At 58.0% G+C, this 21855-nt stretch carries 16 protein-coding genes; 11 read left to right on the top strand and 5 right to left on the bottom strand.

The window, feature by feature from the left end; translation table 11 throughout:
• Nucleotides 1–19 precede the first annotated feature (19 nt).
• The 4 genes from WA411_RS07835 to WA411_RS07820 all read right to left on the bottom strand — a co-directional run bounded on the left by WA411_RS07835 (nucleotide 20) and on the right by WA411_RS07820 (nucleotide 5387).
• Entirely contained in the window at nucleotides 20–1384 is a 1365-nt protein-coding gene (locus WA411_RS07835; RefSeq protein ID WP_136631834.1) for a sodium:solute symporter family transporter, read from the bottom strand.
• 63 nt (nucleotides 1385–1447) lie between these two features.
• Entirely contained in the window at nucleotides 1448–3142 is a 1695-nt protein-coding gene (locus WA411_RS07830) for a diguanylate cyclase domain-containing protein (protein WP_336064753.1), read from the bottom strand.
• A gap of 100 nt (nucleotides 3143–3242) precedes the next feature.
• Complete coding sequence (locus tag WA411_RS07825; protein ID WP_291907168.1) at nucleotides 3243–5045, bottom strand: PHA/PHB synthase family protein; 1803 nt, start codon at nucleotides 5043–5045, stop codon at nucleotides 3243–3245.
• A gap of 9 nt (nucleotides 5046–5054) precedes the next feature.
• The gene (locus WA411_RS07820; protein WP_069183341.1) at nucleotides 5055–5387 is read right to left on the bottom strand and encodes a phasin family protein; all 333 of its coding nucleotides are present in this window, start codon (nucleotides 5385–5387) and stop codon (nucleotides 5055–5057) included.
• Between the two features lie 143 nt (nucleotides 5388–5530).
• Here WA411_RS07820 and WA411_RS07815 point away from each other — a divergent pair, with 143 nt between their 5' ends.
• From WA411_RS07815 to WA411_RS07785, 7 genes are all read left to right on the top strand, one after another.
• Nucleotides 5531–5851 carry a TraR/DksA family transcriptional regulator gene (locus WA411_RS07815; protein ID WP_069183342.1) on the top strand — a complete coding sequence of 107 codons (321 nt, stop codon included), beginning with the start codon at nucleotides 5531–5533 and terminating at the stop codon, nucleotides 5849–5851.
• Between the two features lie 44 nt (nucleotides 5852–5895).
• On the top strand, nucleotides 5896–6591 hold the full coding sequence (locus WA411_RS07810) for an ABC transporter ATP-binding protein (RefSeq protein ID WP_227549488.1): 696 nt from the start codon (nucleotides 5896–5898) through the stop codon (nucleotides 6589–6591).
• Between the two features lie 21 nt (nucleotides 6592–6612).
• On the top strand, nucleotides 6613–8982 hold the full coding sequence (locus tag WA411_RS07805; protein ID WP_291907175.1) for an ABC transporter permease: 2370 nt from the start codon (nucleotides 6613–6615) through the stop codon (nucleotides 8980–8982).
• Nucleotides 8983–9014: 32 nt separating this feature from the next.
• Complete coding sequence (locus WA411_RS07800) at nucleotides 9015–10220, top strand: efflux RND transporter periplasmic adaptor subunit (protein ID WP_153634392.1); 1206 nt, start codon at nucleotides 9015–9017, stop codon at nucleotides 10218–10220.
• 98 nt (nucleotides 10221–10318) lie between these two features.
• Entirely contained in the window at nucleotides 10319–12067 is a 1749-nt protein-coding gene (locus WA411_RS07795) for an N-acyl-D-amino-acid deacylase family protein (protein ID WP_291907178.1), read from the top strand.
• A gap of 20 nt (nucleotides 12068–12087) precedes the next feature.
• The gene (locus WA411_RS07790; RefSeq protein ID WP_291907179.1) at nucleotides 12088–12693 is read left to right on the top strand and encodes a DUF2238 domain-containing protein; all 606 of its coding nucleotides are present in this window, start codon (nucleotides 12088–12090) and stop codon (nucleotides 12691–12693) included.
• 51 nt (nucleotides 12694–12744) lie between these two features.
• Nucleotides 12745–14211, top strand: a complete 1467-nt coding sequence (locus tag WA411_RS07785; RefSeq protein WP_291907183.1) for an SLC13 family permease — start codon at nucleotides 12745–12747, stop codon at nucleotides 14209–14211.
• Between the two features lie 12 nt (nucleotides 14212–14223).
• Here WA411_RS07785 and malT read toward each other — a convergent pair whose 3' ends face one another.
• Entirely contained in the window at nucleotides 14224–16980 is a 2757-nt protein-coding gene (gene malT, locus WA411_RS07780; RefSeq protein ID WP_291907186.1) for an HTH-type transcriptional regulator MalT, read from the bottom strand.
• Between the two features lie 250 nt (nucleotides 16981–17230).
• Here malT and WA411_RS07775 point away from each other — a divergent pair, with 250 nt between their 5' ends.
• The 4 genes from WA411_RS07775 (at nucleotide 17231) to WA411_RS07760 (ending at nucleotide 21852) form a co-directional block, all read left to right on the top strand.
• Entirely contained in the window at nucleotides 17231–18031 is an 801-nt protein-coding gene (locus WA411_RS07775) for a C39 family peptidase (protein ID WP_053112284.1), read from the top strand.
• Between the two features lie 54 nt (nucleotides 18032–18085).
• Complete coding sequence (locus tag WA411_RS07770; RefSeq protein ID WP_069183349.1) at nucleotides 18086–19096, top strand: flagellar protein FilC; 1011 nt, start codon at nucleotides 18086–18088, stop codon at nucleotides 19094–19096.
• A gap of 38 nt (nucleotides 19097–19134) precedes the next feature.
• Nucleotides 19135–20760, top strand: coding sequence for an OmpP1/FadL family transporter (locus tag WA411_RS07765; protein WP_069183690.1), 1626 nt, complete (start codon nucleotides 19135–19137; stop codon nucleotides 20758–20760).
• Between the two features lie 63 nt (nucleotides 20761–20823).
• Nucleotides 20824–21852: a MalM family protein gene (locus WA411_RS07760; protein WP_083231774.1), complete on the top strand. Its 1029-nt coding sequence runs from the start codon at nucleotides 20824–20826 to the stop codon at nucleotides 21850–21852.
• Nucleotides 21853–21855: the final 3 nt, after the last annotated feature.

The following is a 21855-nucleotide window of genomic DNA, read 5'->3' as shown; positions in this document are numbered from 1 at the left end:
TGGACAGCATAACCTCCGCCTAGCGTTTCGGGGTCACAACCGCAATCGCGAGACTCACCAGACCGGAGCCTGCAAGGGCTCCAACGAATGGCATAAGGGTCGGAATGCTGCCCGGAAAACTCGCAGCTTCCAGACCTGCCATCAGGCTGCCACCGGAAATCCAGCCCGGCAGAATCGCTCCGAAAAGCCCTGCCAGGCAGCCCAGAATCGCCGCCCGAGTGGTCATCTTTCTCCAAAGCCCCATCAGCACCGGCAGCACCGCCGTGGCGCACAGCAGGTCGGCGATCAGAAACAGCCGTAGTACGGAAATGCCCTGAAGCGCTACCAGAACGACCGGAATCATCAGCAGCACAGTGAACCAACGGGCGCTGATTATGGACAGGCCCTGTTTCTCGGTAACCGCCAGGGAAGCAAGCGCGTTCTGCAGGGTATCCACCGACGAAGCGACCAGGGTGATGGCCAGAATAAGAGCCGGTAAAGCAAGCCATGCCGGAGCATCAGCGAGCAAGGCAAAGAACGGAATTGGAGGGCTGCCCAGGTCGGCGCCACTCATGGCGGCCAAGATTCCGAGCCCGCCCACTACGGCGACAACGCCGATGGTGACTGCGCCGCCTAGCAGAGCCCCACGACTGAGGGCACCGGTGTCACGGGCTGACCACAATCGTTGCCAGTATCCCTGGTGGAACAGGTTGGCGGCGGTTACCGCGATTACCAACGTCAGCGCCACGCTCAGAGATGCAGAGGTTGGTATGTCCGGCAGGGCGGCGGGTGTTGCGTCCGGGAGTTTGCCCAGGGCGACGAAACTGACAATGGCGAGCAAGCCGATCAGTAATAATGCCTGCCACTGATCGGTGACGATGCTTGCCCGGAGGCCGCCGACGGCCGTGTATATCAGTGTGGTGACCGCCACGCCAATAACCACAATGCCACCTTCTATGCCGGAGAGCAGCGCGGTAATGGCACCGATGGCGGTGAGCTCCGCGGTCAGGAAGCAGAGCATGTAGAGTACCGAGATCATTGAGACATAGCGGCGCACGCCATTGCCATAGCAGGCGTTGGCGAACTCGCCGATACTGCGTCCCTCGGGCAGGAATCGGCGGATGGCTGGGCCACAGAAGGCGAACACAATGAACGGCAGGGCGGCACCCAGGGCATAGCCTGCCAGCGCCAAAGGCCCGACCAGTGCACCTACCTCAGGCGGTGCAAATAGAATCCAGCCACCCATGCCGGAGGCAAGAAAAGAGAGTCCCAGGGCCCTGGCCCCCTGGCTGTTCCGCGCTGTTACGTAATCATCCAGGCCGCCGTCTGCAAGTCGGGCCCTGAGTCCCAGCCAGGCAAAAAGGATCATGGCAACCGCAATCGCCGCAAGGGTGGTATAAAACATCGGGGGATTCTCCGCCATTCTTCGAGCGGGCTATAGTGCCACAATGGCAAAGGCGGGGCGAGATCAGGCGCCCGCAGCAACCTCGGGGGTGAACAGCCGGAACAGATTGCGACCGTCCTGCTTGGCCCGGTACATGGCGATGTCCGCACCTTGCAGCAGCTCGGATGCCGTCGAGCCATCCTGGGGGTAAAGGCTGATGCCAATGCTCGAACCTACACGCTGAGTCGTGCCATCTATGCGATAGGGTTCCTGGTTCTGGGCAATCAGGCGTTCCGCAACCCGATAGGCATCTTCAACATTCTCCAGATCGGGCAGCAGGACAATAAATTCGTCCCCACCCAATCGGGCAAGGGTATCGTCCTCACGCAGACAGCTCTGGACCCGACTCGTGAACTGAAGCAGCAGTTCGTCGCCTGCGGCGTGACCAAGTTGGTCGTTCACGTTTTTGAAATGATCCAGGTCCATAAACATGACGGCAAGCAGTGAGGATCGTCGGTGGGCATGCCGAATAGCGTGCTCCAGTCGGTCTTCAAGCAAGCGTCGGTTCGGAATGCCGGTAAGCGCGTCGTAATAAGCCAGCTGGCGAATCTGATCCTCATTTTTCCTGTTCTGGGTGATATCGGTGAACAGGCCGGCGTAGTGGGTGGTGTTACCCTCGTTGTCGGTAATGGCGGTGATTGTCAGCAGCTCGAGGTAGAGTTCTCCGGTTTTGCGCCGGTTCCAGATTTCACCCCGCCAATAGCCATGGGTAACCAGAGAGTTCCACATCCGCTGGTAGAACTCGGTGTCGTGTCGTCCTGACGAGAGAATCTGCGGCGTTTTGCCGATAACTTCGTCCTGGCTGTAGCCGGTCAGGTGTGTGAATGCAGGGTTAACGAACTCAATGTTCACGTTCCTGTCCGTCACCATGATGCCCTCGAAAGAAGACTCGATGACTCGCTCTGCCAACTGGAGAGTCTTTCGGGACTGGGCAAGGGCGCGGTCTCTCTGCTCAAGAGCGTCTCGCAAATCGTCCAGATACATCTGTTCGGCGCCAGCGAGCATATCGTTGTAGCCAATCAGACCGGTCACCTCTCCCTGGCTATTGATCACTGCCAGATGGCGAATCCGGTGGTTGATCAGAAGGTCCCTGGCGTGAATCAACGGGTCCGACTCGCCAACGGTTAACAGCGGCCGGGTGGCGAGGTCAGAAGCCAATGCGTTACCGGTATTACGTGCAATCAGGCGCACAATATCCCGCTCAGTCAGGATCCCGAGACCGCCGTCGTGGCAATCCACCACGATGGCATCTGCCTGCTGACGGTGCATGATCGCAGCCACTTCGGAGAGTGGCAGCTTGCCATCAGTGACGAGCGGGGGGTGGGTAATCGCAGTACTTACTTCCCGCAAGCGCAGGTAGGGTTCCAGCCCCTGATTCAGGGCTAGGTCAGTCTGGGAAAGAATGCCGGACGGGGTGCCTGACTCATCGACGATCAGAAAATGGCGTTTGCCGGTTTCCCGGAAACGCAGTGCGGCTTCGCCAGCATCCATGTCGCAGGGGAGTGTCAGCACCGGGGCACTCATAACGGAACTGACCGGTCGCTCAAAGCTTTCCGGTCTGGAGAAATCGACGGTCAGGGCATCCCGTTCGGTCCAGATGCCGATAACCTTGTCATTATCAGAAATCAGAATCGAACTGACCGAGTTTTCAGCCATACGCGCGGCCGCCTCCGCGATTGACGTTTGCGGAGGGCAACGCAACAGAAGACCGCTGTGCATGATGCGGGATATCGGTAGCGGTCGCCCCATGGTCACTCCTGGTTTTTGTCGTTTTTGGGTCGGGCGTCTTGTTCTTGCCTTTAGAGGTAAAGCGTTTGGGTTACTGTTTAGCAGCATCGGCTGCCTTGACCTTCACATAGCTACCCGGAGCATTTTCAATGGCGGGCAATTTGCCTTCTCCAGGTACTCGGGCCGGTACGTCTCCATCGGAAAAGCGCCCGATCCACTCAAGCCAGTGGGGCCACCAGGAGCCCGGATGGTGTTCGGATTGCTCGAACCAGGCGTCTGCGTCCGGCACCAGTGTGTCGTTGGTCCAGTAGCCGTACTTTTCCTTGTAGGGCGGGTTAATCACGCCAGCGATATGGCCTGAGCCGGAGAGCACAAAGCGGACATCGCCGCCGTGGGCCAGGGCTCCCTTATAAGTTGTTTTCCATTTGGCGATGTGGTCCTGCCGGGCAGACAGGAAGAACGAGGGCACCTCGATCTCGGACAGGTTGATGGATTCCCCGAGCAGGTTCAGGGAATCCGGTTGCACCAACCGGTTATTCAGGTACATCTGGCGCAGATAGTAACTGTGCATGCGTGCAGGCAGATTGGTGCCATCGGTGTTCCAGTACAGCAGGTCAAACGCCGCAGGCTTCTCGCCTTTGAGGTAGTTATTGGTCCAGAACGACCAGAACAACTCGTTTTCCCGCAGCAGATTGAATGTGAACGCCATGGCACGGCCGTCGAGGTAGCCCTTGCGTTCAAGCATTCTCTCAATGCCCCGGATCGAGTGATCGTTGATAAACACCCCGATTCCACCCGGATCCGAGAAGTCCAGCAGGGTGGTCAGATAGGTGGCGCTGGCTACCGGATCGCGGCCTTTTTTCTTCAGCCAGGCCAGTGTTGAGCCCAGCAGGGTGCCACCGATACAGTAACCGATCACGTTCATCTGTTCTTCGCCGGTGGCTTCGGTTACAGCCTCCATGGCAGCCAGCGGCCCGAGCTCCATATAGTCTTCCCAGCCTTTGTTCCGAAGGGAAGGGCCAGGATTGCGCCATGAGATAATGAAAACGGTCTGCCCCTGGTTCACTAACCACTGGATAAAGGAGTTCCTGGCCGTCAGGTCCAGGATGTAATACTTGTTGATCCAGGGCGGCACAATCAGCAGGGGGCGTTTGCTGACGGTTTCGGTTGTTGGCGAGTACTGGATCAGCTGCATCAGTTCGTTCTGGAAGACCACCTTGCCCGGCGTGGTTGCCAGGTTACGCCCAACTTCGAAGGCGGAGCGATCCGTCATGCCAACATTGAACAGGGATGGGTTCTGGCGCAGATCTTCGATGAGCTGACGCCCACCGTCGACCAGGTTCATCCCCTTGCGTTCCCAGGTAATCCGAAGCACTTCCGGATTGGTGGCCGGGAAATTGGACGGTGACAGCGCGCTGGTCAGTTGCCGGGCGTAGAACAGCATCTGATCCCGCCCGGCCTGGGGCAACCCTTCCATGCCGGCGACCCAGTTCAGGAACGTGCGGGAATTGATCAGGTACGCCTGGTGAAGCACATCAAACGGCAGATGCTTGTGCCAGTCTTCGGCCTGGAAGCGCCGGTCATCGGGTTCGGGTTCCACAACGGGCTTCTTGTCCTTACCCATCAGCCGGGCGAGGGTGTAATGCCCCAGCGCGGCATGTTTGCGGGCCAGATCCAGCTCCGCGCCGGCGAACCGGAGCGGATGGAGAAGAAGATCCTCGGCCATTGTCCGGTAAGCGTCGGACATTTCCGTGATCGTGGAGAGGGTTGCATCATCCAGGACGCCAGCGTCCCCCAGCAATTTCTCCAATTGCTGCTGTCCCTGGCGGACGTTCGTTTCAAAAACGTTGACGAGCTGACCAACCGCTTTCCCGAGCGTATCCAGACCGAACATGGGTATCCCCTATTTGGCAGCTTTCGGGCTGGCCTTGGTGACTTCTTCCGGCGCTTTTTCGAACACCTTCTGAATCTGCTCCCGGCTTTCATTGAAGTAGTCCTGCCAGGCTTTCCAGTCTGCCGTGAACTGCTCGCTCAGGGATTTCAAAGTTTCCGCCTGATCGCCAGTAAGGCTTTTCAGGCCTTCCAGATCACGCACTTCAGACACCTTTTTGGCCTGCTCCATGGTGACATCGGCATAGCGGCGGAAGGCGTTCATCTGCATTTCCGCGGCCTTTCCGAACTGCTCAACCAGGGTCTCGTTCAGTCGGGTCGCCTTTTCAAAAAGCTCAGTGTTCATGGTCACAACTCCTTTGCATGAAGAATCGATGGAGTTCCATTCTGCCTCAGCCGGCGTGACGCAATTTTGACAAGCATCAATCCCGGGTTCAGCTTATGCTTTATTGTAAGAGAATGTTTTCCCGGCAAGGCAGGAGGCACCACATGACTGACCGGAAATCCGAACTGGAAACCTTGAAGGCAGACCTGACGGCCCGACTTTCCCGCTATGAAGCCCATCAGCACCGGGAGGCTGGTGCGCTGGACAAGGATTTCGAGGAACAGGCTACCCAGACCCAGAATGACGAGGTGGTCGACTCGCTCGAAACGGAAACCCGTGCAGAGTTGGTGCAGATTGAACACGCACTTGCGCGCATTGAGAACGGTGTGGGCGACGAATGTGAATCCTGCGGCGAAGCCATCGACCCGCGCCGTTTGCAGGTGTTGCCCTATACCACGGTCTGTGTCGACTGTGCCGAAGACTGACTGACACAGTGGAACCACGGACGGCGGGCAGTTCAGAACTGCCAGTGTTTCATACACGAGGGCTGACCAAGACTTACGATCAGGGCGAGGTTCAGGTGCATGCGCTACGTGGCGTCGATCTGGATCTTTTTGGCGGCGAGCTTGTCGTCATGCTTGGCGCCTCCGGTTCGGGTAAATCCACGCTTCTCAACATCCTGGGTGGGCTGGACGTTCCCACCTCCGGGGAGGTCCACTACCGGGATATAGACCTCAGCAAGGCCGGCGATCGGGAACTGACCCGTTACCGTCGGGAACACGTCGGTTTTGTATTTCAGTTCTACAACCTGATTCCGAGCCTGACTGCCCGTGAAAACGTGGCGGCGGTTACCGAGATTGCATCCAACCCCATGGCGCCCGAAGAGGCTCTTGCCCTGGTGGGCCTGCAAGCGCGCATTGATCACTTTCCCGCTCAGTTGTCGGGTGGTGAGCAGCAGCGAGTTGCCATTGCCCGGGCTGTCGCCAAGCGTCCGGCTGTGCTGCTTTGTGACGAACCCACGGGAGCGCTCGATTCAGCCACTGGCGTGCTGGTCCTTGAGGCCCTGGCGAGGGCAAACCGGGAAACCGGTACCACGACGGTTATTATCACCCACAACGCTTCGATCGCGGCCATGGGCGACAGGGTCATAACCCTTTCCGATGGCAACATCAGCGGCGAACACCGCAATTCTGAGCGCCAGGATCCCCGGACCCTGTCATGGTGAAAAGACTGAGCAGGTAAGTTGATGGGCAGAAACGCACTCAACATCAAACTGCGGCGCGAACTCTGGCAATTGCGTGGCCAGGTGGTGGCCATCGCTCTGGTGATCGCCGGTGGTGTAGCCGTGTGTGTCATGTCCGTTCTGAACTATTCCTCTCTTGTGGAGACGCGCGCGCAGTACTACGAGCAGCACCGGTTTGCCGAAGTGTTTGCAGCCGTCAAACGTGCCCCGCGTCATGTCCTGCAGGAGATTTCGAAGATCCCCGGGGTGGCCCGCGCCGAAGGCCGGGTTGAGGGCATCGCCAAGCTTGAGATGCCCGGATATACGGATCCCGTGTCGGCCCGCCTGGTGTCACTGCCACCGAACACGCAACCTGATATCAACCGGCTTTTCATCCGTGAGGGACGACTGCCGATGGCGGGACGCAACCAGGAGGTCGTGGCCATCGGAAGCTTTGCCGAAGCCCACGATCTGTCCCCCGGTGACCGGTTTACGGGCATCATCAATGGCAGGCGCCAGTCGCTGGTCCTGACCGGTATTGTCGAATCGCCTGAGTTTATTTATGTGATTCCTCCGGGGGGGATGCTGCCGGACTATGAGCGTTATGGCGTGCTGTGGATGAACAGGGAAGCGCTGGCTGCGGGGTTTGATATGGTCGGGGCTTTCAACAGCCTTGTGGTGACCCTGCGATCCAACATGTCGGATGCCACAGTGATTGATCATCTGGATCGGTCCCTGGCCAGGTACGGGGCGACAGGCGCCTATGGCAGGGAGCATCAGTTCTCGCACAGGTTCCTCAGTGACGAACTGGACCAGTTGAAGACCATGGCGACGGTGTTTCCCCTGATTTTCATGTCGGTCGCCATGTTTCTTCTGCATGTCGTCATCAGCCGTTTAATCAGTACCCAGCGGGATATCATCGCGGTGCTCAAGGCCTTTGGATACGGCAACCGACAGATTGCCTGGCACTACAGCAAACTGGTGATACTGATTGCGGTGATTGGTCTGGCCGTGGGGCTCGCTCTTGGATTTTGGCTAGGTCGGGGGCTGGCGGAGCTCTACATGGATTACTACCGGTTTCCGGGGCTGTTGTTCCGTATTCATCCGGGTTGGTTGGTGTTGCTTGGCCTGTTGACGATACTGGTGGCCTGGGCAGGGGCCTGGCGGGCAATTCGTCAAGCCGCGGCCTTGCCCCCGGCCGAGGCCATGAGACCGGAGGGGCCGGCGAGGTACCGGATTGCCGGTGCCGAGAAGCTGCTCTCCGGTATTCGCTTCTCTCAGCCGTCGAGAATGATTGTGCGTCAGCTGGATCGACGTCCCGGTCGAACCCTGCTCTCAATAAGTGGCATTGCGATGGCAACCGCCATCGTGATGGTGGGCAATTTTCAGTTTGATTCCGTGTCCCTGATGGTTCACACCCAGTTTGCGCGGGTGCAGCAACAGGATCTGGCGGCGGCGTTCATAGATCCGGTCAACAGCTCCGCTATTTACACGCTTCAGCGACAGCCCGGTATTCTCTATGTCGAGGGAAAACGACTGGTGCCGGCGCGGCTCACGTTTGGTCACCGTCAGTGGCGCAGCGCCGTAACCGGCATCCCCTCGGATGCAAGACTCCAGTTCGTTGTGGACAGCAATCTGGCGCGGGTCCAGTTGCCAAAGGAAGGCTTGTTGCTGACGGATTTTCTCGCCCAAGAGCTGGGCGTTACTCCCGGGGAGATTGTCCAACTGGAAGTGCTGGAGGGTGACCGACGGACAATCCAGGTCCCTGTTGCAGGCATTACGAGTGAATTTCTCGGTGTGGGTGCCTACATGAACCTGGATGCTCTCAACCGGGCTCTGGGCGACGGCCCCCTGATCAATCAGGCCATGATTAACCTTGATCCGGAAAGAGCCGGCGAGATCTATGACAGTCTGAGGGAAACGCCCGGTGTTCTGGGGCTCAGCATTCGCCAGGCCATGCTGGACAGCTTCTATGACACCCTGGCCAAGACCTTCCTGACGTTCACTTTCTTCAACAGCCTGATGGGCGGCATCATCGCATTCGGTGTTGTTTACAATACCATCAGGATATCCCTGGCCGAAAAGGGTAGAGAACTGGCCAGTCTCCGGGTGCTGGGGTACACCCATAACGAAGTTGCGCACATACTGCTCGGCGAGGTGGCGTTGCTGATCATGCTGGGTGTGCCGCTGGGTTGGTTGATCGGGCAGGGACTGGCATTGGCCATTGTTACGGCCATGCAGACAGAGCTCTACCGGGTACCTCTGACCATCACCAGCCAGACGCTGGCAATTTCAGCGCTGGTCGTGGTGGTGTCAGCGATGGCGTCCGGAGTGATTGCGTGGTGGCGCCTGAAAGCGCTGGATCTGGTTGCTGTGCTGAAAACCCGGGAATAAAAGCATCTGGAAGCAGGGGGTGAGTGAATATCATGACGGTAAAAGGGTTTTCTGGAAAATGGCTGTTCTGGGGCGTATTTGCGCTGCTCGCCCTGGCGGCACTGGTGTATACGGTCCGTCCGGAGCCCGTGTGGGTCGATCTGGCGTCCGTGAGCCGTGGTCCCCTGGAAATCACCATCAAGGAAGAGGGCAGAACACGGGTCCGCGATCGTTACGTGGTGTCATCCCCGGTGGCGGGCTACCTGCATCGGGTACCTCTGGAAGTGGGGGATGCCGTTATACCAGGCGAGCTGCTTACCGAAGTGGATCCGATGCCGGCAAGTACCCTGGATGCCAGAAGTCGGGCTGAAGCGGAAGCAAAAGTGCAATCAGCTCGTTCCGCTCTGAATTCAACGCGCCAGAAAGTGGCGGCAGCCGAGGCGGAAGCCGATCTGGCAATCCGCGAGCTGTCGCGATTGAAGGCTCTCAGCGATGACCACTTCGTGTCCGATGAACGGTTACAGCAGGCCCGGGCGGCCGCAGACCGGGCCCAGGCAATCCTTCGGTCGGCCCGTTTTGATGAGGAGGTGATGGCCCATGAGCTGGCCGCAGCAAGGACTCGTCTGGAGGTATCGGCGGCCCGGGAGACCGGCAATGGCAACGTGGAGAGAGTGCCTGTCCGGTCGCCGGTCAATGGTTCTGTGCTGGGCGTTGCCCGCAAGAGTGAAGGCGTCATCCAGGCGGGTGAGCCCATCCTTGAGTTGGGTGATCCCGGCGCACTGGAAGTGGTCGTGGACGTGCTCAGTTTCGATGCGGTCAAGCTTAGCCCTGGGGTAAGTGTGCGATTGACTGGGTGGGGCGGGGGCAGTCTTGATGCCAGAGTCCGGCGGGTTGAGCCGGTGGGCTTTGAAGACGTGTCGGCCCTGGGGGTCGAGGAAAGGCGGGTTCAGGTGGTTGCGGACATTACCAGTTCCCCCGAAGCCTGGCAGAGCCTCGGTGACGGTTACCGTGTGGATGCCGAATTTCTGCTATGGCAGTCAGACAATGTCCTGCAGCTTCCGGAATCCGCGATCTTCATCGGTGACGGGCAGCATCAGGTGTTCCGCGTGGTCGATGACAGGGCGGTCCTGACCAACGTGTCGGTAGGGCGCACCAATGGATTTCAAACGGTGATTCAGGAGGGGCTGGCAGACTCGGATAGAGTGGTGCGCCACCCTGATCGCCAACTTGAAGACGGCAGCAGGATCAGGGTTCGTTAATGGCCCATATTGCAGGGCCCGCCCACTAAAATGAGAGGACATATCACGTTCTGCTGGCTAGACTGACGACATAAAACAACAAAAAGGAGCCTGGCGAGGTGAACCAGTTCGATACTCTGATTGTCGGTGGTCGTTATTTCGATGGTACCGGCGGTCCCTCCCGCATAGCCCACGTGGGCATCAAAGAAGGCCGGATTGCCCGGATATTTGATGAACAGCCTGACACCGGTCTGGCCACTCGCACGATCGACGCCAGCGGTTGCTGGGTAACGCCGGGATTTCTCGATACCCATACCCACTACGATGCTGAGTTGCTGGTAGCGCCCTCTCTGTCTGAATCTGTGCGTCACGGTGTCACCACAGTGCTTATCGGCAGCTGTTCGCTGAGCATGGTCTGTGCCGATCCGGAAGACGCCTCGGATATTTTTACCCGGGTGGAGACCGTGCCGAGGGCAAAGGTGCTGCCCATACTGCGACAGCACAAGTCCTGGAAGACACCCAAAGAGTGGGTGGAGTTCATGGACCAGCACCCACTGGGGCCCAATGTCATCAGCTTTCTCGGTCACAGTGATCTGCGGACGGCAGTCATGGGGCTGCATCGGGCTACCGACCGAGGCGTGACGCCGACTGCGGAAGAACAGCGGAAAATGGAAGCATTGCTGGAGGAGGCGCTACAGGAAGGATTCCTCGGGCTTTCTACCATGTGCCTGAAATGGGACAAGGTAGATGGTGACCGTGAGTGGTCCAAGAGCCTGCCGAGCACTTATGCCCGATGGCGGGAGGTCAGCCGTCTGAATGCCCTTCTGCGCCGTTACGGGCGGGTGCACCAGGGCGCACCCAATGCGGCGAATCCTCTTCAGGTTACCCAGTATTTGAAAGAGACCCTGGGTTGGTTGAGAAAGCCCCTGAAAACCACCCTGATTGCCATGATTGATTTGAAAGGCAATCCCACGGTAAAACCCATGGCAAGCCTGGTGGGGTGGCTGGCCAACAGCTTTGGCGGCAACTTTCGCTGGCAGCTGTTGCCCACGCCGTTCACCGTTTATGCCGACGGTATGGATATCGTGTTGTTCGAGGAATTCGGTGCCGGTGAGATGGCCCTAGATATTCGCGATCAACTCGAGCGCAACGAGCTCCTGAAAGACGAACAGTACCGACGGAAGTTCAGGAAATTCTACAAGGAAAAGCTGTCGCCCCGGGTGTGGCAGAGGGATTTCGGTGATGCCGTGATTCTCGACTGCCCGGATAAAAGCGTGGTTGGTCGCAACTTCGCTGAACTGGCGGCTGATCGCGGCATCCATGTGGTCGATTTCTTCCTCGACATGGTGGTCGCCCATGGCCGCTCATTGCGCTGGTTTACCACGGTAGGCAATCACAGAAAGGATCGGCTCCGGAAAATGGTTACCAACCCCGGCGCCCTCATCACCTTTTCCGATGCCGGTGCCCACATCCGGAATATGGCTTTTTACAATCTGCCGTTACGGTTTCTCAAGCTGGTCCGTGAAAGCCATGAAGACGGTGAGCCAGTTATGTCCCTGGAGCGTGCCGTGCACAGGCTGACGGGCGAGCAGGCAGATTGGCTGGGGGTTGATGCGGGTCATATAAGGGAAGGAGACCGGGCTGATATAACGGTACTGGACCCCCGTGGCCTTGATCAGGATCTGGAACAGGTCGAATGGGCCGAAATGGAAAACTTCGGGCTGGAGCGAATGGTGAACCGGATGCCTGGATGTGTCAGAGAGGTGTTGATCAACGGCCGAGCTGCAGTAACGGATGGTGAGGTGGAACCTGCATTGGGCAGGGAACCTGGATACGGCCACTTCCTGCGCGCCGGGGCGTCTGGGTAGTTTCGGACAAAAGGAAACCTATGAACCAACGATTTGCGCCCGCAGTCTGGGTGGTTGTCTTTCTTGCAGTCTTTGTCTGGTCTGCCATCGGGCCGATGGATCGGGCAACCTGGGTACTTGAGGTTCTGCCCGCGGTCATCGGATTTGCACTGGTTGTCTGGTGTTTCTTCCGTTATCCGCTGACGCCGCTGGTCTATTTCCTGATTCTGATCCATGCCGTCATCCTGATGGTTGGAGGGCACTATACCTATGCGGAAGTGCCTCTGTTTGACTGGTTTCGGGACTGGTTTGATTGGCAGCGCAATAATTACGACAAGCTCGGCCACCTGGCGCAGGGTTTTATACCGGCAATGGTCGCCAGGGAACTGGTCATTCGATTCGACGTATTCTCCGGCCCCCGTTGGGCCGCATTTTTCATCGTCTGTTTCTGTCTGGCATTGAGCGCCTTCTATGAGTTGATCGAGTGGTGGGTGGCCTTGCTCAGCGACGAAGCCGCTGAGGCTTTTCTGGGCACCCAGGGGTATGTTTGGGATACCCAGTCGGATATGGCCTGGGCGTTGTCCGGCGCGATCCTGGCTCTTATCCTGCTTGGGCGGTTGCATGATCGCCAGCTTCGGAAGTTCTGACGTTTTTCTTGCCCGCAAATTTTGAGAGTCTAAATAACGGAACAAAATGGTATGTCCGAAGAGCTCAGCGCTGACAACCAACCCCGGGGCTTGCCCCGCAGCCAGGTGATCGGGCTGATCCTCGGCGCCGCGTTTCTTTTGGCAACCATCCTTCTTCCACCCCCCGAAACCATGGCGGCGGAAGCCTGGGCCGCCCTCGGCCTGATGCTGCTAATGGCGACCTGGTGGTCCACCGAGGCCATTCCGATTCCGGCCACAGCTTTGCTGCCAATCGTTCTGGTCCCGGCGCTCGGGCTTGGCACGGTTGGTGAAGCCACAGAGCCCTATGCGAATCCGATCATCTTCCTGTTCCTTGGGGGATTTACGCTAGGGCTTGCCATGCAGCGATGGAACCTGCATCGGCGGATCGCACTGTTGACGCTGAAGGCCGTGGGCAGCAAACCCCGCAGGCAGATTGCCGGATTCATGCTGGCAACGGCTTTTCTGAGCATGTGGGTCAGTAATACCGCAACGGCCATCATGATGTTGCCGATAGGTCTGTCGGTGGTGGCAATGATGGACAGCAATGATAATCCCGAGGGCATTCGGCGTTACGCCACAGCCCTCCTGCTTGCTATTGCCTATTCCGCCAGTATCGGGGGCATTGCCACGCTGATTGGCACACCGCCAAATGCCTTGCTGGCGGCCTACCTGAGCGAAAACCAGGGTATTTCCGTGGGCTTTGCCCAATGGATGCTGCTGGGGGTTCCGGTCACGGTCGTCATGCTGGTCCTTGCGTGGTGGTGGCTGACTCGTCGCGACTTCGGATTGGGTAGTACCGCAGGCGGTGGTGAGGCGATACGCGAGGAGCTTGATGCCCTGGGGCCACTGGGAAAAGGGGAAAAACTCGTGGCCCTGGTGTTTTTGATCACGGCCACCGCCTGGATCTTCAGACCGTTGTTGTCCGAGAACCTCATGCCCTGGCTGAGTGACACCGGCATCGCCATTGCCGCGGCCATTGCCATGTTCCTCATACCCGTCAATACCCGCAGCCGAGAATTCGTTCTCGACTGGGAGACCGCGAAGGGGATTCCCTGGGGTGTGCTGCTGCTGTTCGGTGGCGGGCTGGCCATGGCCGGCGTGATCAGCAGTTCAGGTCTTGCTGAATGGATCGCCCAGAGCCTGGGTGTCGCCGGCGCTTTGCCAACACTGGTTATGATTGTGCTGGTGGCGGGCATCATCATCTTTCTGACGGAAGTGACCAGCAATACGGCAACGGCAGCGGCGTTTCTGCCCTTGTTGGGAGCACTGGCCCTCAGTCAGGGAGTGTCACCATTGCTGTTGACAGTGCCTGCCGCCATCGCGGCCAGCTGCGCCTTCATGATGCCTGTGGCCACTCCACCCAATGCCATCGTGTTCTCCAGCGGCCATATGCAGATCAGCGATATGATCAGAGCCGGATTTGCCCTCAATCTGATGGGCATTGTGGTGGTGACATTGGTCAGTTATCTGCTTCTTGGTGTGGTTTTCTCGATGTAGTCAGGCCCGACACTAGTCTCCCTGGATCTTGCTCAGTAGGTCTTTGGCCAGTTCGATGGCCTCTGAACGATGGCTGATGTTTTGTTTCTGATAAAGGCTGCGGATGTGTGTCTTGACTGTTGTCGAGGCCACTTTCAGGTGCTCCGCAATCTGGTCATTGGATAGTCCGGCATGTATCAGGCTGAGAATCTGCCATTCGCGGCGGGTAAGAGGAGAGGTTCGGATCAGTTCTGGCACATCCGGCCGGTCGATGATGTCCTGGATGATGGCTTCATCCAGCGAGATCCGGATGGCGCGGCTGAAGTCCCGCTGTTGCTGGGCTAGCTGAATCAGACGCTCTGCCCGCTGCAGTTCCATACCTTCAATGGCTTCATCGTTGATCAGCGCCTTGAGCAGAACAATCAGCTCCTTGCCCAACCGCAGGAAGCTGCCCACAGCACCGGTGGTACTTGCCAGTTCCAGCGCCGTTTTCATGTGATCGAGAGCCTGTTCGCGTTCATCCAGTTGCCAGTAAAGGTAGGCGAGGGCAATGTGATTGCGATTCAGGTCTGTTTTAAGGCCAAACTCCCGCGCTACCGCGGTCAGCTCCTCGAGGAGTGGTTGTGCCAGTTCGTATTGGCCGAGGCTGATTAACGCCCGGGCCTGGTTGCGGCCGTTGCACTGATTAAAATGGTTAGTGGCCTTCACCGGATCGCAGTGCGGTGCAATTGTGAGCCAACGCTGAATAGAGTCGTGATCCCGAACTGCATCCCAGTATGACAGCATGGTGGCCTGCGCATTGGCTACCCAATCCAGGTGGTAGTCTTCGGCTGCCAGCATTTTCTGAATCTTGGCGATGTAATCCGCACACAGGCTCTGTCGGCCCCGTGCCTGGGCAACCTTGGCCAGGGAGGTGTAACTCTGGACATACCAGCGTTCTCCCTGGGCTTCAAGAATTTCGATGCCCTGAAGTGCACACCGCTCGGCGCTTTCCAGATGGTGCCACTCCCACATGATCTGGCTGCGAATACGGAAGAGGAATTCCAGGATCGGCAGGTGGTTCAGCTGGTTATCTTCCGCGTATTGGAAAGCACGTTCCTGAATGTTGTAGGCCTTTTGCAGGAGACCCATGGCGACACTGATTTCGCTTTGCTGGCAGAGCGCCCAGATCACGTTCTGGTGGGCCTGATGGGCCCGGGCGAGATGCTCTGTATCCTGCATTCGGGCCAGGGCTTCCTCAAGTTCTCCGCGCACAAACAGCGCCTCACCAATGACCGAGGCGGCAGCAACTCTGGAAGTGGGCAGGAAGCGCGCTTCCTGTTCGATGGCTTCGCGGGCAAGCGTCAGGGCGCGTTCGCCGTCGCCATAATTCATCGCCACCTGGGCGCGAATGGCACTGAATTCGCCGTGAACGGCGCGCTGCGTGTCCTCGTTCAGGGATGCCCTCAGACGGGCTTCCGCTGCTGAGAGCCAGTTTTCGACTTCATCAAACTTGTACTGCCCCTGGGCAACCCACGCCCTAAGCAGAGTCAGCGTGGGATCCTCGGCGATGATTTCCTGTGGCAGCGTGTCCAGGCAGCGTTGAAGCAGGTGAAACTGACCTTCGGTAAAGAATTTGCGCCCGTGGATGGAGAGCACGCGGGTAATTCGCTCGGGATCTTCCGCAGCAATGGCGTGTTTGGCAGCCTCCTCCGCATGGTCCAGTTCAAGCCAGGCGTCGGCGGCCCGTTGATTGAGGTCTCTCTGGTTCTCGCGAGTGGTGCAGGTGAGCAGATGGCGCAGATAAACCGAGAATAGCGGATGGTACCGGAACCAGAGCGCTGAGTTATCCACGGGGGTTATGAACAGTCCCATGGACAGCAGGCTGCTGAGCAGTGCCTGGCCGTCGGCGTCGTCCATGACCCGCATTACCATTCCCGCATTAAAACGGTCGAGGATGCTCGTGCGCATGAGAAACCGCCTTTGCTGTTCGCTCAGGTCGTTGCCCACCAGCTCATCGAAGTAATCGAAGATATTTTGGTTGCCGTGTTCCAGCTGATCGACAAACTCGCTGAATTCGAGACTGGTGGCGGATGAAGCGGCTAGCAATTGCAGGGCGGAGATCCAGCCTTCAACCCGGCGGACCGCCCGCTCAATATCTTCACGCGCAATCTCAAAGGGCAGCCGGCTCTGGAGATACTGCTGGGCTTCGTCCGCTTCAAAACCGAGGGCCCGGCTGGTTATTTCAGTGAGACGCCCCTGCATACGGAGCTGGGCTACTCCCACCGGCGGCATCGTTCGGCTGATGAGAACCAGAGTCAGATACCCTGGCAGATGCCGCAGAAGAAAGCGTAGCGCTTCATGGATTTCGCCGTTGCTGATCAGGTGATAATCATCGAGCACCAGGTAGAGCGGCTCGTCATCCTGGGGCAGGGCGGCGAGTAGGTCAGTCAGGAAAGATTCGAGGCTGTCATAGCCTTCGGTCTGGAGTCTTTCCAAAACCGGTTGGCAGCTCCCCTCGGTGGCGCTGGCAAGGGCATTGGCCAGGTACCCGGCAAAACGGCCCGGGGCGTTGTCACTGGCTTCCAGGCGGAACCACGCTGAACGTGCCTCAAGGCTGGCCAGTCGCTCGGCAATGGTGGTGGTTTTGCCATACCCGGCCGGTGCATGAACCAGGAGCAGACTCACCGGCTCGAGGCCATGCAGAAGATCGTTGAACTTCTCTCTTGGAAGTAGTGCGGGTGGGGACACCGGGCTCTGGTTCTTGGCAGTGATAAAGGTGATCTGTCCCGGGTTCAGAGTTGTTGTCATCAGGATCTACATCAGGAATTTGAGTGTCAGGACTGGTGTTGATACCCCCTTTTGGCCCGTTGAGTCAACCCTCGAGGCTTCTTCGATCAGCGCCTTGAACCAGTTCTCAAATCCACCTCGCAAGGCCCCTCCTGCAGCGACAGATTTGAGGCACAGTTATCTTTCAGGGCGCAGGCTTTTCGGTATCTTACCGTAACAACATGTAACCCGATTTATAACGTGGCCAATAAAAACAGGGACTTCGTCTGACATGCTGCTGGTGCTCGCCGGATCCATTCTTACATTCACCATGGTGCAGGAAGCCACCGTGGTGGAGCCTTTCGAGAAGGGCCAGATCGTTATCGAGCAGGATGTGGATTCCAGTCCGGTTGAGCTGAGGTCCGACGTCAGGGTCGAGCCGCTGGTTGAGCAGAAATTCCGGAACATCGTGCGTCAGGCCTATGACTACAGCTGCGGTAGTGCCGCGCTGACCACCGTACTGAATTTCTACCTCGGCCGGACTTTGTCAGAACGACAGGTCATGGAGGGGTTGCTGCATTACGGCGAAAGCGAGCGCATTGTTGAGCGACGCGCGTTTTCCATGCTCGACATGAAGCGACTGGTTACCGCACTCGGCTATCCATCAGGTGGCTTCCGGGCCACCATTGATGACCTCAAGGACCTTGATCACCCGGCAATCGTGCCTATCCATCACGCGGGCTTCAAACATTTCGTTGTGTTACGAACGATCCGCGACGGGCGCGCCTACCTGGCCGATCCTTCAGTAGGCAACATCTCTTTCACCCTCGCCCAGTTCGAGGAGAAGTGGGATGACAACGTGCTCTTCATTGTCTTTCCGGGCAGTGACAAGCCGCTGGACAACCTCGAGCTGAAGGAGGAAGACCTTCGTTTTGTGGATGACCAGACAATGACACTTCTGGCGCTGGAACGGATACCGGCGTTTCACGAGTCCACCCAGAGGCGGATCCAGAATCTGCTGGAACGCCAGAAAAACAATCCCGACGGCAGTGTAGAGAACACCCGAAAGCAGTTGCACTACCGTCGAAACTAATTCACCGGGCAATCCCCCGGTCAGGAACACTACAAATAAAATAAGGGAGTCAGGATGAATCGTTGGTTTGTGCGAGGTTTTATCCTTGTTTCCACGGCAGGTCTGCTTCCGGGCATGGCCCTGGCGCAGGAAGGAAGTGTGGATCAGGCGCGGGAAGCGCTGGCCAAACAGGAGGGAGACGAGGACGCTTCACAGCAGCTTGAGGAGGTGTTCCAGGCTGCAGAGAAGAACTACTCGTTGCAGAAGAAGGGCTCCCATTCCCTGAACTATTCATTCGACTATTCCTATACCGCAGACCAGCGGCTGGATCTGGCCATCACCAATGGATCAGTTAGAAATCTGGACGTGGTGCCATCGGCAACCCACAGCTTCACGAATTCCTTTTCCTACGATTACGGCCTTTTGGACAACCTCACGGTGGGTACCCGGATTCCGTTGGTGGTCAAATATGATACCCAGGACGAGTTAAACGTTTACGATTTTGGCGATATTTCCTTTACCGGGCGCTGGCAGCCGTTTGCCTACGTCCCGGGCAAGATGTCGACAACCCTGTTCGGAACCCTGTCCACCAAGACCGGTGTCAGCCCCTATGAGATCGATATCAACGAGCAGCTGTCTACTGGCAGCGGATACTACTCCATCGGGGGTGGAGCCAGTCTTTCGAAGGTTCTCGATCCAGTGGTGGTTTTCGGTTCTGTCAGTGCCACCTATAACCTGCCGGCAGAAAACCTGCAGCAGGTGCGAGGCGCACGCCTGCTGGAAGAAGTAGATCCCGGTTTCGGACTGTCCGGCTCGGCTGGTTTCGCCTATTCCCTGTCTTACGACATTTCATTGAGCATTTCGGCCCAGCTCAGTTACAGCGATGAAACCATTCTCACCTTCTCCAATGGCGACCAGGCTGTTGCACAGGACCAGATGACCGGATTCCTGAGCATGTCACTGGGTACCCGTGTCAGCGATACAACGATTGTGAATACCAGCCTGGGTATTGGCCTTACCGAGGACGCACCGGACTTCTCCCTGGGGGTCTCCCTGCCCATTAACTTCTCCGGACTCAAAGAGTGATTGGTGTCGTTGACGATCTACGGGAAGGGAAGGATTTCATGGGACAGAAAAGCCACAACCGTCAGATTCTCGCGGCCCTGATCGCCACGACCATCTCCTGTGGCGCGCAGGCCCAGCTGGCGCAGAACCTGACCATTCATCCCAAGGCGTTGGCGCTCGGCAACGCCGTGACCGCCGATCCTCCGGGGATCATGGCGATTCACTACAATCCTGCGGGCCTGACAAAACTGGACGGGCGTCAGCTGGAAGTGAACCTGATGAGCGTCTATCTGGACATTGACGCGGATTTCACAGCGCCAGAAGGCTATGAGATTTTCGGCATCGACGGGCTTGAGATTGACCCGCAAACGGGGAAGCAACGGGATCCGGTTGCCAATACCCACAGCCATACCAACAACGTGGCGCTGTATTTGCCCGGCTACGGAATTCTGCGTGCGCCTCCGGGACCGGCCCTGGCACCCTCAGCGGGGATCAGCATCAACCCGCCGGGCTCCAAGCTGACCTTCGGTAATGCCTTCTACCTGCCGCTGGCGGCCGGTTTCTACCGCGACAAGGACGACCCCGGTCGCTATCAGCCCCAGGCCACGGCGCTGCAGCGCACCACCTACCTGTCACCAACGGTGGGTTACGAGATCAATGACGATTGGTCGGTGGGAGCCGGCATACACCTGTCCCATATGGGGATCGCGGCGGATCAGTACATGCGCGCGCCGAACCTGTTGCTCGGGGTGGCTGAAGTCCTGCAGGACGCCTTCAACTGTGAGAGTGGTGATGAGCCGCTCCAGCCCTGGCTGGCGCTTTGCGGTGGTAATGTTGGCCCCTGGGACGACATTGGCGCACTGAACATCAATGTTCAGGAAACCCTGTCCCCGACCTATGCTCTGGGTGTCATGTGGGAGCCGACAGACTGGTTCAGCTGGGGTGCGAGCTACACCTCGGAAGCCGAAATGAATATGAAGGGCACCTTCGAGATCCAGTACACCGACGACTGGTCCGGCTTCTGGCAAAGCGTGAACGGATCAGTCCTCGGAGCCATCACCTCGGCGATCCTGAGCCTGCCGTCCGGCGCGCCCAAGGAATCCGGGAACGTCAGTATGGATCTGGTGTATCCCCAGCATTTCCAGACCGGCATCAGTGTTGACGTGCATCCGAAACTGACCCTCAATGCCGACATTGGCTGGACCGATTACAAACAGTGGGATGCTTTCGTTTTCCGGTTTGACCGTAATCTGGAGTTTCTCAATGCGGCCCGGATTCTGTCCCCGGACAATGCCACGCCCAATACCCTGAGGTTGCCGCTCGGTTTCAAGAGTCAGTGGAACTGGGCGTTCGGCATGGAGTTTCACGCGTCTTCCCGTCTGGACCTGCGAGCCGGGGTAGAGATACGGGATTCCGTTATCCCGGATGATCAGCGACAGGTAATGGCTCCCTTCGGTGGGGCAAACCTGTACAGCATCGGTATGGGCTACCAGTGGGACAAAGACACAGAAATTGACATGAATCTCAGCTACCTTCACTCGGTAGAGTCGATTCCCGCCGACACCAGCTGTAACGTAAACTGCGACAACATCACCAATATTATCTACAACCCGTATGCGGGTCTCGATATCAAGACGTCGCTCAGGGTTGTCATGGCAGGCCTCAGTTTCCGGACCAAATTCTGAGTGATGCCACTAACCGAAGGGTAGTCATTCGCAGTGATTAACGGCTCTGTAGGTAAATCAGCCTTGTTTCTCTTTCTGGCAGCGCTTCTCGGAGGCTGCCAGATAGGTGGCTCCACGGTTTCGGAGCGGGAAGGCTATTTTACCTGGGTCGACGAACAGGGCAGGGTGCGATATTCCCCCATTGCCAGAGCAGGGAGTAGGGACTCTGATTCGAGCGCTAGTGAGCAGCTCGATCCGGAGGTAAAGGCAGAGCCAGAGCGGTCCGGAAATCCGGCCAGCTCCGAGTCAGGGCTGGGGGAGGAAACCGAGTACACCCTTGAAAACTACCCTGATGCTACCGAGCTTGAGAAGGACGGCTACGTTCGACCCGGGGAGAGGCAGCCCTATTTCACCTGGCGCGATGCTGAAGGCAATGTCCGGGTTAGCTATTACCAGCCGGATACCCGCTCTGACGTTGAAAAAGGGCTGGTTGAGCCGCCGGTCCAGATTACCGAAGCCAGCGTGTACCATGCCGGGCCGAATCGGGCAGACCAGACGCCGGTGGAGGGTTTTGACCCCGACGCCTTTGCCATACTCGGCATTGAGGCTCCAACCGATAACTTCTTTGCCCGATTTTCAGCCACCTGCTGCGAGTCACTGGATGTTCAAAGTCGGCAAGGGTGGCAATCAGGAAGGGAGTTCGGCGTTACCCTTGGTGAGGATTCAGCAACCCATCCGTTTCTCACCGGAACCAGTCCCTACCAACTGATTGCACTTCCCGACCCCGACGAGCAGGCAAGTCTGGTCATCCGCCTGCGCTCCTACGCCAGGGACGGCGTGTTTGTGCCCTCCCTGGTATTTCTGGATGAGACGATGGCGCCGTTAAGGCTGGTGACAGACCTGGTCATGGATTTTACCCCGGAGAACTGGCACCGACGCGGCTACCTGGAGGCCTGGGTACCTGCATTCCCCCGCCAGGGAGAGCGTTGGCTGGTCGTTTTTACCAGGGAGGAAGATTTGAAGGGCCAGACTGTTACCGAAACCAGTACCGGCCCCCGGAAAATCCCCCATGTCAGTCATGGTGAGATTGGCCTGATGCAGTTGGAGGAGTGAGGC

The sequence above is a fragment of the Marinobacter sp. CH_CUG1437-1 genome (assembly GCF_037029655.1).
Taxonomy (GTDB): domain Bacteria; phylum Pseudomonadota; class Gammaproteobacteria; order Pseudomonadales; family Oleiphilaceae; genus Marinobacter; species Marinobacter salsuginis.
Note: the sequence above shows the minus strand (reverse complement) of the source record. Positions and strands in the feature narration are given on the sequence as shown.